The sequence below is a fragment of the Cohnella sp. OV330 genome, from assembly GCF_900112065.1.
Taxonomy (GTDB): domain Bacteria; phylum Bacillota; class Bacilli; order Paenibacillales; family Paenibacillaceae; genus Cohnella.
This window is the reverse complement of record NZ_FOKE01000003.1, coordinates 1-11,514: the sequence shown is the minus strand read 5'-3', so window position 1 is coordinate 11,514 and position 11,514 is coordinate 1. Positions and strand designations below refer to the sequence as shown.

Annotated in this window: 9 protein-coding genes, 5 tRNA genes and 1 rRNA gene; 1 reads left to right on the top strand and 14 read right to left on the bottom strand. The window is 60.2% G+C overall.

The window, feature by feature from the left end; translation table 11 throughout:
- Nucleotides 1-24 precede the first annotated feature (24 nt).
- The 8 genes from BM235_RS07280 to BM235_RS07245 all read right to left on the bottom strand — a co-directional run bounded on the left by BM235_RS07280 (nt 25) and on the right by BM235_RS07245 (nt 9,685).
- Nucleotides 25-954: an ABC transporter permease gene (locus tag BM235_RS07280; RefSeq protein ID WP_090111150.1), complete on the bottom strand. Its 930-nt coding sequence runs from the start codon at nt 952-954 to the stop codon at nt 25-27.
- A 30-nt stretch (nt 955-984) separates the two neighbouring features.
- Nucleotides 985-1,824 (bottom strand): ABC transporter ATP-binding protein, encoded by an 840-nt coding sequence (locus BM235_RS07275; RefSeq protein WP_090111147.1) that lies wholly within the window; start codon nt 1,822-1,824, stop codon nt 985-987.
- A gap of 1 nt (nt 1,825) precedes the next feature.
- Nucleotides 1,826-2,302, bottom strand: a complete 477-nt coding sequence (locus BM235_RS07270; protein ID WP_090111145.1) for a VOC family protein — start codon at nt 2,300-2,302, stop codon at nt 1,826-1,828.
- A 13-nt stretch (nt 2,303-2,315) separates the two neighbouring features.
- Entirely contained in the window at nt 2,316-3,683 is a 1,368-nt protein-coding gene (locus tag BM235_RS07265) for an LLM class flavin-dependent oxidoreductase (protein ID WP_090111142.1), read from the bottom strand.
- A 51-nt stretch (nt 3,684-3,734) separates the two neighbouring features.
- On the bottom strand, nt 3,735-4,865 hold the full coding sequence (locus tag BM235_RS07260; RefSeq protein ID WP_158543684.1) for an ABC transporter substrate-binding protein: 1,131 nt from the start codon (nt 4,863-4,865) through the stop codon (nt 3,735-3,737).
- Nucleotides 4,866-5,306: 441 nt separating this feature from the next.
- Nucleotides 5,307-6,062 carry a class I SAM-dependent methyltransferase gene (locus BM235_RS07255; protein ID WP_090111138.1) on the bottom strand — a complete coding sequence of 252 codons (756 nt, stop codon included), beginning with the start codon at nt 6,060-6,062 and terminating at the stop codon, nt 5,307-5,309.
- Between the two features lie 24 nt (nt 6,063-6,086).
- Nucleotides 6,087-7,922 (bottom strand): ABC transporter ATP-binding protein, encoded by a 1,836-nt coding sequence (locus BM235_RS07250; protein ID WP_090111136.1) that lies wholly within the window; start codon nt 7,920-7,922, stop codon nt 6,087-6,089.
- A complete protein-coding gene (locus BM235_RS07245) occupies nt 7,919-9,685 on the bottom strand; it encodes an ABC transporter ATP-binding protein (protein WP_255374136.1) in 1,767 nt (588 codons plus the stop codon). Before BM235_RS07245 ends, BM235_RS07250 begins: the two co-directional genes overlap by 4 nt.
- A gap of 174 nt (nt 9,686-9,859) precedes the next feature.
- On the opposite strand from BM235_RS07245, the gene BM235_RS07240 reads away from it, so the two are divergent.
- Nucleotides 9,860-10,507 carry a carbohydrate-binding family 9-like protein gene (locus tag BM235_RS07240; RefSeq protein ID WP_090111124.1) on the top strand — a complete coding sequence of 216 codons (648 nt, stop codon included), beginning with the start codon at nt 9,860-9,862 and terminating at the stop codon, nt 10,505-10,507.
- Between the two features lie 165 nt (nt 10,508-10,672).
- On the opposite strand, the gene BM235_RS07235 is transcribed toward BM235_RS07240, so the two are convergent.
- The 6 genes from BM235_RS07235 to BM235_RS07210 form a co-directional block, all read right to left on the bottom strand.
- Nucleotides 10,673-10,755 (bottom strand) — tRNA-Leu (locus BM235_RS07235).
- A gap of 37 nt (nt 10,756-10,792) precedes the next feature.
- Nucleotides 10,793-10,867: transfer RNA gene (locus BM235_RS07230), tRNA-Gln, on the bottom strand.
- A 17-nt stretch (nt 10,868-10,884) separates the two neighbouring features.
- Nucleotides 10,885-10,960 (bottom strand) — tRNA-Val (locus tag BM235_RS07225).
- 7 nt (nt 10,961-10,967) lie between these two features.
- Nucleotides 10,968-11,042, bottom strand: a tRNA-Glu gene (locus tag BM235_RS07220).
- Between the two features lie 7 nt (nt 11,043-11,049).
- A tRNA-Thr gene (locus tag BM235_RS07215) sits at nt 11,050-11,125 on the bottom strand.
- A gap of 107 nt (nt 11,126-11,232) precedes the next feature.
- A 23S ribosomal RNA gene (locus BM235_RS07210) occupies nt 11,233-11,514 on the bottom strand; the annotation flags it as partial.

The following is an 11,514-nucleotide window of genomic DNA, read 5'->3' as shown; positions in this document are numbered from 1 at the left end:
CTGGCCCCATTTCCGTTTATCGTGTTAGTTCTCAATTCGCATGGCCGATTCGTGCCAGGAGCTCAGCATCCATCTGGAGAGCCCTTGGACCGCCAGGAAAAAAGCGATGCCGAGCAGCGATGCCGACAGGCCGCAGGCGAACAAATAATCCGTCTGGACTCGAATGGCGGCCTGGGTGATCGCGAAGCCCAAACCGCCCTTGCCGCCGCCGATTCCGGCGACGTATTCGCCGACGATCGAGCCGACGACGGACAGGCTCGCCGAGATTTTAAGCCCTCCGGCCATGTATGGGAGCGCTGCAGGAATACGCAGCCGCCACATCGTCTGCCACTTGCCTGCATTGTATAGATAGAATAGATTGCGCAGGTTCTGGTCGGTCGAATGAAGGCCGATCAGCGTGTTCGACAGCATCGGGAAAAAGCCGATCAGAAAAGCGATGACGACGACCGCGTTCAGCCCTGCGCCGAACCAGATCACGATGATCGGCGCGATCGCGACGATCGGGATCGTCTGCAGTACGATGGCGTAGGGATAGACGCTTTTCTCGATCATACGTGAAGTCGCCAGCACGATCGCCAGCGCGACGCCGAAGACGATGCTGAGCAAAAAGCCAAGGAGCGACTCGTAAGCCGTCGTCCAGACGGATTGCAGCAGTAACGGAAAATTGTCCGATGCGGCGCGGACGACGTCCGTCGGCTTCGGAAATAAATATGAAGGCGTGCCGAGCAGCTTGAGGCCGAACTGCCACAACGCGATCACGACGACCAGCGCCCCGAGCGGCGGCAGCGCGCCGGCGCCCCATCGACTTGTCAACCGGACGAAGAAGCCGGCGCCCGCCTCGTGCTTGCGAGCCGAATCGCCGCGACGGCCGGCCGGGCCTCGCGCCTCGCGCGTTCGGCCGTCGCTCCGTTCCCCATGCTCGCCTGCGGCCGCTGCCGCGGAACGGTCGGTCATGTTCATCCCTCCCTTGTCTGCAATAGCCGATCAGTGCGCGAGACCTCTCCCAACGCGCCTGACCAGCTCTGAAAATACCGGGGTCGTACGGAAATCCTCGCCTCGCGGGTAAGGAACGTCGATCGCGATCTCCTCTGTTATGCGACCGGGCCGCACGGACATCACCGCGACGCGAGAGGACAAGTACACCGCTTCGAACACATTGTGCGTGACGAAAAGCACCGTCAGGCGCGGGTCCCGCTCCCGGATCTTGAGCAGCTCGTCCTGCAGCGTCTGCCGCGTCATCTCGTCGAGCGCCCCGAACGGCTCGTCCATCAGCAGCAGCCGCGGCTTGGAGATGAGCGATCTGGCGATCGAGACGCGCATCCGCATGCCGCCGGACAGTTGCCGGGGCAGCGCCTTCCGGTAATCCGCCAAGCCGACCAGCGCCAGCGCCTCTTCGGCCCGGGCGATCCGGTCCCGCCGGCTCTCGCCCGCCAGCTTGAGCGGCAGCGTGACATTGTCGAGCACGTTGGCCCACGGCATGAGCGTCGCGTCCTGAAACACATAGGACACGCCTCCCTGCTTGCGAGAGCGCTCGGGATCTCCGCCGAACACGTCGACGGTCCCTTCGCTCTGGCGCCCTAGTCCGGCAATGATGCGAAACAGCGTGGACTTTCCGCAGCCGGAAGGCCCGACGAAGGATAAAAAGTCTCCTTCGCGGATCGACAGGTTCACGTCGCTCACGGCAACCGTGCCGTTGGCGTAGGTTTTGACGACGTCCCGCAGGACGACGAGCGGAGCTTCCTGCGAAGCCGCGTTCTCCTGCGGCGATCGATCGCCCGATGATGCCCGACCGACGAGCGCTTCACGCAAGACTGTCCCGGCCATTTTAATCCCTCCCCGCCCGCCGCGATCCGTCCGGCTCCGTTTCTCCCGCTCCCCGAGGCCTGTCCCGCTCTTCCTGCGATGTTGGCGCATCCGGAGCTTGCGGCGCCCGAAGCGCCGTCGCATAAAAAATTTCCCACTCGTTGCCGTCCGGGTCGTAGAGCAGCACCCGCTCCTCGCCGGACAGGCTGACATCGGGCACCGGCGCAAGACCGGCCTCCCGAAGCCGCGCGGCTTCGGCGCGCACCTCCTCCGCGCTCCGCTGCTGCAGGCCGAGATGATTGATATCGCCGTGGCCGGACGCCGGCCGAGCGGTCTCGCCGCGCTGAATGAGCGCCAGATTAAGGGCGATTCCCGCCGGCTCGAACTTCGCGAAGCCCTCGCTCCGCTTGTCCGGCGGCGAGCCGAGCAAGCGGGCGTAGAACTCGGCGGAAGCCGCGACGTCCGATACGTTAAGCGCGATATGGATCCGATAGGTCATTCAGGTGTCCCCCTTATTGGCTTCCGGAAGGTATCTTTGCGTTTCTCCTGGGATGCGCTTCCGGGAGCCGGTCCCCGCGGCCGAAAAGCTTCTGCCTGAACGTGCCCGGCGCATAGTCCCCGACCAGACCTCGCTTGCGAAGCTCCGGCACGACGAGCTCCACGAAGTCGCGGATCGAGCCCGGACGGATCAGATACGAAATATTGAATCCGTCAACGCCGGTCTCCGCCATGAACCGCTCCATTGCGTCGGCGATGACTGCCGGAGAGCCCACGTGGAGGGAGCTCGTGCCGAACGCGTACAGATTCGCCAGCTCCTCGGTCGTCCACCGGTGCTCCGGACGCTCGTTGATGTACTCGACGATCGAGCGGTTGCCTCCCCGCTGCGCGAACTGCAGCAACCGCTCCGGACCGTAGACGGCAAAATCGATGCCGGACCAGCCGCCGAGCAGCGCCAGCAGCCCCTCCGTGCTCGAGTAACGCAAGTAATCCGCATGCTTGGCCTCGGCTTCCGCGTCGGTAGGCGCCGTGATGACGGTGAGCTTCGGGAAAAACAGGATATCCTCGCTGCACCGGCCAAAGCTCGCCGCCCGTCGCCGAATGTCGTCCACGATCGCGCGAGTCGCTTCGAGCGTCGGCGTGTTCAGGAAGACGCATTCCGCATGCCTCGCGGCAAAGTCTCTCCCGCTGGATGAAGCGCCTGCCTGAAACAGCACCGGCGTCCGCTGCGGAGAAGGCTCGCCCAGATGAATGCCTGGCACGCGGTAATGCTCGCCTATATGCCCGATATCGCGTACGCCTGCCGGATCGGCGTACACGCCTCTAGCGGGGTCGCGTACGACAGCCCCCTCCGTCCAGCTTTGCTCCCACAGCTTGTAGACGACCTCCAGATACTCCTCGCCGCGCGCGTATCGCTCCTCCGCGCTAAGCTGTCCCTCCAATCCGAAGTTGCGCGCGGCGCTCGTCAGAAAGGAAGTGACGATGTTCCAGCCGACGCGACCGTCGGTCAGATGATCGAGCGTCGTCATCTTGCGTGCCAGCGCGTAGGGATGTTCGTATGACGTCGAGGCGGTCACCGCAAACGACAGATGCTTCGTTACGGCCGCCATCGCGGGCAGCAGGTACGCCGGATCGTTGATCGGCGACTGGATCGCCTGCTTGAGCGCCGTGTCGCGACTGTTGCCATAGACGTCGTATTGCCCCAGCACGTCCGGCAGAAACACGGCGTCGAAGCCCCCGTCCTCCAGCAGACGCGCAAGCCCGGTCCAGTAGGCCAGATCCGTATAACGCGCTCCCTGATCCTCGGGGTGAGCCCACAGACCCGGCGTATCGGTCGGACAAGCCTTCTCGATCGCGTTCAAAATGATTCTTTTTCCGGCCATCCCGTTCCCTCCCGCCCGCTTCGTAAATGCGACTTTACGCTCCGCGCCACATCACGCCTTGGGCAGATATTCGATGGTGAACGCCTTCGCCACGTCCTCGTTTTTCTTCAAAATGCCGATATCGTGCAGCTGCTTGGAGAGCTCTTCCCAACGTTCCTTCGTGAAGTACAGCACGCCGTTCTGTTCGGCGTCATGGCCGAATATATAAGGCTTCTGCGCCTCCGCCTCTGCATTGAAGCTCTCCACCTTCGCGCCTTGGTTCAGCTTGACCAGCTCCGCATTGATCTCGGGCGCGTTGTCCTTATAGTAAGCCCAGCCCCTTGCGGTCGCCCCGACGTAGGCCCGGACGATGTCCGGATGCTCCTGCACGTACTTCTCGGTCGCGAAGATGACCGTGTAATAAGGCCGATAGCCCGAATCCGCCACGAGCAAATAATTCGTCTCGACGCCCTGCGCCGTCAGATCCGCCAGCGTGTTGGTGACATAGCCTTGCGTGACGGCCGTCTTATCGTTGATGAAGTTCGCGTATTGGCCGTTGAACTGGAGCTCCTGGACCTTGTCCAGCTTGTAGGTCGACTTCAGGTATTGCCAGTAGGTCGCGGCCAGAACGGCGGATACCTTGTGACCGTTCAGGTCGCCGAAGTCCTTGATGCTCGTATCTTCCTTGTGATAAAAGAGCGCGGAGGGGCTGATCTGCAGTACGGCGCCGAGCGCCACGACCGGAATCCCCTGCTCGCGAGCCTGCAGCAGCGTGTCCGCGCCTGCCAGCCCGAAGTCTGCCTTGCCGGATGCTACGATCTGCACGGCCGACACTTGCGGCCCGCCCGGTTCGATCGATACGTCGAGGTTCGCTTCCTGATACAGCCCTTTTTGCTTCGCCGCATAGAAGCCGCCGTGCGTCGGTTGCGCGAACCAATCTAGCACCTGCGTCACCTTGCTGAGCTCGTCCGCTTTGGCGATCTCGCCTTCAGGCGATGCGGAGGCTGGGGAGGCGCTTGGCGAGGCTCCGGAGGATGCGCTCGGCGACGGTTCGGGCGATGCGCTTGGAGATGCCGCTTGGGACGAAGGCGCCGCCGAGGAAGCCGAGGCTCCGGCGTTGTTGTTGCCGTTTTTTCCGCAAGCGGACGCGATGACGGCGAATACGAGAATAAGTACGAATAAGCTCAACGACTTTTTGCTCATGGGATTCCCACGCTCCATTTGTTTTTTGATCTGTCTCTTAGTGCTTGCTCTCCGGATGACCGATCCCCGATTCTGGTCTCCTACGCCTCCTATGCGCAGACCGGCTGGTTCTGCTTGATCGCTTAGCCGGGATGACGCAGTCTGTTCCTCATCGACATGCCGGGTCTCGTTCACAATACCCTTTTATTAAATGCGAATAATAGGGATTATAATTGCAAGGTGTCCACCGATGATGACGGATAACAAAAAAAGACCGCAGCAATCCCGCTAACGCAGAACTAGCCAAAGGTCTCGATTACCTGAGGGAGACAGCCGCAAAGACGGCGTCGACGGGCACGGCTGGAGAAAATGAATTCCGCTGCCATGCCGTCCTTCTGTACTTGGAATAATATTATAATAATGTCGATCGGTTTTCAATGATTTATATTAAATTTTACGTCCCTATACCTCGCCCCAGTAAATCTCCGTCTCATAATCAAAGGATACGTATCCATCCTGCTGATAAAGATCGAAGATGTCGCGCAGGTCGCGCATCATCGGCTCATAGTTCGGGTGACCCGGTACGGGGGTATACGAGGAAGAGCGCAGCCGCCCGCTCAGGCCGTCGAAGTCGAACAGCTGGCGGTTGGGAAACCGAGCCTCTCCCTTCGTGCCCGGCTCGAAAAAGGCCGCGAGCTGCTCCGGCGTAATATTGCGATGATTCACCGTGGCATAATCGGTGCCTAGACGAAGCAGCAGCGCCTCGTAAGCTTCCAAGAACGGCGTACCGCTCGTAAGCCGCGTATTCCAGATGAGCGCCGCCTTCCCGGCTGGCCGCAGCAGCCGGTGGAACTCCCGCTTCGCCGCCGCCTGGTCGAACCAGTGGAACGCTTGAGCGGAAACGATAAAGTCCGCCGAAGCATCCGGCAGCCCCGTTTGCTCGGCCGCGCCGTTCACTGCTTTGAAGCCCGGATATCCCTCCAGCGACCGCTCCGCTTCCTCGCGCATCGCCCGGTTGGGCTCGACGGCCGTGACCGGCGTCCCCCGCTCCAGCAGCAGCCGGGAGAAGATCCCGGTACCCGCGCCGATATCGGTTACTTGGGAATCGCGACGGAGACCGGCCTCCCCGTATAAATAATCGATGGCGGCCGCCGGATAACTCGGCCTGTACTTCACGTACGTTTCCACGCGATCGGTAAAACGCTCTTTGTTCTCCATGCCTTGCTGCCTCCTCGCTTTATTCTACTTTTCCCCGATTTCCTCCGCGCTCTCTCCTTGCCAAAGCTTGCGGAAGCTCTCGCTCGACGCGAGCAGTTCCGTCGCCGTGCCCTGCGCCTCGATTCGCCCGTCGCTTAGCAGCACGATTCGGTCGGCTCGCGCCAACGCCGCTTTGCGATGGGAGACGACGAGGCAGGTCGCGCTGCCCTTTGCCTTGAACAGGCGCTCCCATAGCCGCCTCTCGGTGTCCACGTCGAGCGCGGAGGACAAGTCGTCGAAGACGTACAGCTGCGCGTCCCGCGCGAGCATGCGCGCCGCCGCCGTACGCTGTGCCTGCCCGCCGGACAGCTTCACGCCCCTCGGTCCCACCATCGTATCCAAGCCGTCCCTCAGCCCCGCGATGTCCTCCTCCAGTACGGCGGCGTGCAACGCGTCGGCGAGCTCCTCCGGCGTGGAGGACGCGCCGAGCAGGATGTTGTCCCGCAAGGAGGCGCTGTACAACCTGGGGATCTGGGCCGTATACGCGCTCTGCGGGGGCACGAAGAAGTCGGCGGGCTGCGCGACGGGCTCGCCGTTCCATCGGATCGCGCCGCGCTCTGCAGGCAGCAGCCCCAGCAAGGTACGCAGGAGCGTCGTCTTGCCCGAGCCGACCATGCCGGTGATTACCGTAAACGAGCCGCGGGGCAGCGTCAGATCGATGTCCTCGATGCCTCTTCCCGTCTCTGGATACCGGTAGGTCAAGCCGGCAGCGGCAAGCTCGCGCAGCGGCTCCGCCCGAACGACCGGCGCGAGCGCCTCTTCCTCCTCATGCTGCGCTACGCCACCTTTCCTATCCTGCTCATGTTGCGCGCTTCCACGTCCTTCCTTTTTACCGAGACCGATATATGCCTTCCGCACGAGCAGCGCCGGCGACGCGCCGCGCAGCATCTCCTTGAGCCGCCCGAAGCTGACGTCCATCTGCTTGTAGTAGGTCATGAAGTTGCCGACATTGGAGATGAGCTGCGTCACGAAGGTCAAATAGTAGACGAACAGCGAAAAGTCGCCGATCGTGAATTCGCCGCCCCTCATCTTGATACCCGCCAGCAAGAGGATGATGCCTGTGCCAAGGTTCACGGAGTTGTTGAACACCGACGACAGCGTCTCGGTCAGCAGCTTGTCTTTGATCATCGACTGCCGCCTGCTCTCGCCCAGCTTCGCGAATCGGTCGACAACCCGTTTCTCCGCGCCTGCGACCTGTATGGCCAGCACGCTGCCGAACATCTCGCTGATCGCTCCCGTCACCTGGGCGGTCGACTCCCGGCTTGCCGCACGGTACTTGCGGATGCGCGTCGTGGCGATCTGGGCGGCGGTGACGACGAGAATGAGGGGCACGAACACGAGCGCGGTCAATTGCGCGTCGATCGAGAGCAGAATCCAGCTGGCCGCGACCACGAAGCCGACGAGACCGAGCGTATCCACCGACCAGCTCGTCGCTTCTTCGGCCTGTTCGACGTCGTCCCTGAAGTTGCTGATCGCTTCGCCGGGAGAGCCGGGGAGCGCGCGGGCGCCGGGCGCACGCAGGACGTGAGCCAACAAGTTGCGCCTAAGCAGGCTGGAGATCCGGTACCGGAACGCGACGTCCGTCAAAAACCCGCAGTAAATCAGCGCGATGCGCGCCAATGCCGCGGCCACGAGAAGCGCGGCGATCGCGCCGGCGCCGAAGGGAAACGGATGCGTGCCTTCCAGATGATCGAAAAAGGCTTTGGTCAGCAGACCCGGCAGCAGCGGCGCCATGTGGATGAGCGTCCATGCCAGCAGATTAAGCAGGTACAAGCCGGGCCGGTATCCGAGCATCCGCCAGAAAAATCCGCTTGTTTTCATACGAGCACCTCCTCCATGCCGACGGCCAGCATCAGGCTGAAGCGGGAGTCGGAGTCTGCGGCGAGCGAAGCGCGCCTGCCGTACTCGACGACCCGCCCCTGCTCAAGGATCGCGATATCGTCGGCCCGCTGAATCGTCGCTAGCCGATGCGCGATGATAATGCAGGTTCGATCCTGCAGCAGCCGGTCTACTGCCGCTTCGATTCGGCTCTCCGTCAGCGGGTCCAGCCGCGACGAAGCTTCGTCCAATATGACTAGTTTTGGATCGGTAAGGAATACGCGCGCAAAAGCAAGCAGCTGTCCTTCGCCTGCAGACAAGCCCGCCCCGCCCGAAGACAAATAAGTATCCAGCCCGTCCGGCATGCCCGCGAACCATCCGTCCAGTCCGAGCTCGGACAGCACAGCCATAATGCGGCTATCGGGAATACGCGCGTCCAACAACGTGAGATTGTCTCTGATCGTGCCCGCCAAAATCTCGATGTTTTGCGTCACCATCGCGACGTAGCCGCGCAGTTCGCCAAGCTTGAACTCGCGCAAGTCCGTACCGGAGAGCACGACGGCGCCCTGCTGCGGATCGTAGAAACGGAGCAGTAGGCGCGCGATCGTCGTCTTGCCGCTGCCCGTTCGGCCCAGCAAGCCAAGCGTGCGGCCGCTCTCGAGCCTCAGATTCACGTCATGCAAAGTAGGTTCTCCTTCTTCTTCATAGGCGAACGTAACGCCGCGCAGTTCGACCGAGGCAGGACCGCTCGGGAGCGACGCTCCCGGTCCGTCCTGAACGGCCGAGCGCGTCGCGAGCAGTTCGCCGATCCGGACTAGGCTGGCGTCGGCCTTCTGCAGATCCTCGAGTTGGGTCCGAATCTTCTCGATTGGCTTCGCGAGCAGCTCCGTATAGTAGAATACGAGATACGCCGAGCCTATCGTGAGTTCGCCTCGCTTCCAGAGAATCGCGCAAACGACGAAGGCCGCGGCGTTGCCTAGCGCGAACACCAGGATCGTCGTGCTCCACATGAGGAAGTAGCCCAGAAACGCCCGCACGCGCATCGGAAGCATCCTGCGGGTCATGTCGTAGAAGCGGTTCATCGCGAAGCCGACGGCTCCGTTGGCTCGCGTGTCTTCGGTCCCCTCAAGCTGTTCGCCGATGAAGCCGTAATATTCGGCGTTGGCTTGCCGCCACCGCGTCCAGACAGGGACGGCGAACGCCCGGATGCGCTGGATCGCCCAGATGCTGCCGAAGACGAAAACAGCCATCACGATGCCGATCCAGAGGTTTTCCCGGAACAGCAGGACGAGGATGCCGAGCGTCAACAGTCCGTTGCCCGCGAGATTGATCATAAAGCTGGAGAAAAACTGAGCGAGCGCGTTGACGTCGCCATCCACCCGTTCGATGAGCGAGCCCGAGGTATGCTTCTTGTGAAAAGACATGTCGAGCGACAAGCAATGCGCCGCCAGGTCGACGCGCAGCTTGTTGGTCGTCTTCCAGCCGAGATTTTCGCTGAAGTAAGACGCCACGACGGACACGCCTTGCTGAAGCAAGGAAAACCCGATGAACAATGCGCCTGCATAGTAGAGCGGCGTCAAACTGCCTTGTCCTTGCGCCGTGTCGATAAAGTATCGGATGATTTGCGGATTGACGAGCTGCAGCGCGATCGAAGACAGCAGCAGTACGCCCAACCAGACGAGAGCTCGCCATTCAGGCAGCAAATAGCGTTTGATCATATCTCCGTAATGACGCTCTTGCTTTGGCGTATCGTTAGAACGGTTCATGTCTCACCTCGTAATTCGAATCCATAAATCTGCATGCCGTCTATTATACAGGGTGCGGACCGTCGTGGGCGACCTAGAATGTCCCCGATGGCATTGAATTGTCATTGTGCGGGCCTTCAGGTCGGAGTACACTATGGAGCATAGAGCCAATTTTTTGGAAGCGAGGCGTTGAAAATGGCAGAGAGTCATCGGGTTCAATATCATGCCGAAGAGCTTGGCGACGCGCAATGGGATGCGATTCCCCCGTTGCATATCGCTCATTTTTTATGGGAAACGGCCGAAGAGCCTTACAGACCGGAGGTCCAGGTACGCCTTTACTATACGGACGAGGCCCTATACGCGCGTTTCCGCACGTATGAATCCGATCCCGTAGCCATACATAACGATGGATTTAACCCCACCGTATACCAGGATAGCTGCGTCGAATTTTTCCTTCAGCCTGCGCCGGACCAGGATCCGCGTTATTTGAACTTCGAATTCAACTCGAATGGATCGTTGCTGCTTGGCCTCGGCGTCAACAGAGAAAACAGAGATCAAACGCCTGGTCATCAGCCTTCGCATTATGGCATTCAGGCAGAGCGCGGACTTCTTGACGAGCATGGTCATGTTTACTGGCAGTTATCCTTCCGTATTCCATTTGCGGTTCTTGCGGATTGGTTCCCCAGCTTCACCCCGTCAGATCGGATGGCGATGAAGGGCAATTTCTACAAATGCGGAGATCTTACGCCCAGACCGCATTATGCCTCATGGTCCGACATACCGGAAGTTAAGCCTGACTTTCATCGCAGCCAATATTTCGGAAGTTTGATTTTCGAGCGATAATCCTACGGCTTTATGACCAATCGCCGCTGAGACTTAGTCTTGCGGCGGTTTTCATCATTAATCATAAAGTCGGTTTACCTTTAATGCGAGCAACGATAAACTCTGCTAAATGCAAAAAAACCTTTGAATGAACGTCAAAGGTTTTCGATCATTAAAGTATAAAGTTGGTGCGCGTAGAGGGACTTGAACCCCCACGGTTGCCCGCCAGATCCTAAGTCTGGTGCGTCTGCCAATTCCGCCATACGCGCAGATGGCCAGTGTCTAGCCGGCTGTAATAAAACCAAATGGCTGGGGATCTAGGATTCGAACCTAGGAGTGACGGAGTCAAAGTCCGTTGCCTTACCGCTTGGCTAATCCCCAACGGATAAGATAATGGATGGTGGAGGCTGAGGGGATCGAACCCCCGACCCTCTGCTTGTAAGGCAGATGCTCTCCCGGCTGAGCTAAGCCTCCGTATGTATGGTGACCCGTGGGGGAATCGAACCCCCGTTACCTCCGTGAAAGGGAGGTGTCTTAACCGCTTGACCAACGGGCCATAAAGCTGGAGCTCTCAACCGGGATCGAACCGGTGACCTCATCCTTACCATGGATGCACTCTACCTACTGAGCTATGAGAGCTTATGTTTTACAGAGCTTGCGCCCTGAAAACCGGATGCGAAACGAATTTGCGCTAGAAATTCTCTTGCCTGTGTAGCTTAACCGTTGGTCTGCATGCATGCAAACCGTAGGATAAGCCCTCGACCGATTAGTACTCGTCAGCTACACACATTACTGTGCTTACACCCCGAGCCTATCAACCTCGTGTTCTCCAAGGGGTCTTACTTATTGGGAAATCTCATCTTGAGGCGGGCTTCGCGCTTAGATGCTTTCAGCGCTTATCCCTCCCGCACTTGGCTACCCAGCGATGCTCCTGGCGGAACAACTGGTACACCAGCGGTGCGTCCATCCCGGTCCTCTCGTACTAAGGACAGCCCCTCTCAAATTTCCTACGCCCGCGACAGATAGGG

Bases quoted from the DNA above. Each gene is read 5' to 3' on its own strand.
- BM235_RS07280 (WP_090111150.1), bottom strand. From the start codon at position 954: ATGACCGACCGTTCCGCGGCAGCGGCCGCAGGCGAGCATGGGGAACGG.
- BM235_RS07275 (WP_090111147.1), bottom strand. From the start codon at position 1,824: ATGGCCGGGACAGTCTTGCGTGAAGCGCTCGTCGGTCGGGCATCATCG.
- BM235_RS07270 (WP_090111145.1), bottom strand. From the start codon at position 2,302: ATGACCTATCGGATCCATATCGCGCTTAACGTATCGGACGTCGCGGCT.
- BM235_RS07265 (WP_090111142.1), bottom strand. From the start codon at position 3,683: ATGGCCGGAAAAAGAATCATTTTGAACGCGATCGAGAAGGCTTGTCCG.
- BM235_RS07260 (WP_158543684.1), bottom strand. From the start codon at position 4,865: ATGAGCAAAAAGTCGTTGAGCTTATTCGTACTTATTCTCGTATTCGCC.
- BM235_RS07255 (WP_090111138.1), bottom strand. From the start codon at position 6,062: ATGGAGAACAAAGAGCGTTTTACCGATCGCGTGGAAACGTACGTGAAG.
- BM235_RS07250 (WP_090111136.1), bottom strand. From the start codon at position 7,922: ATGAAAACAAGCGGATTTTTCTGGCGGATGCTCGGATACCGGCCCGGC.
- BM235_RS07245 (WP_255374136.1), bottom strand. From the start codon at position 9,685: ATGAACCGTTCTAACGATACGCCAAAGCAAGAGCGTCATTACGGAGAT.
- BM235_RS07240 (WP_090111124.1), top strand. From the start codon at position 9,860: ATGGCAGAGAGTCATCGGGTTCAATATCATGCCGAAGAGCTTGGCGAC.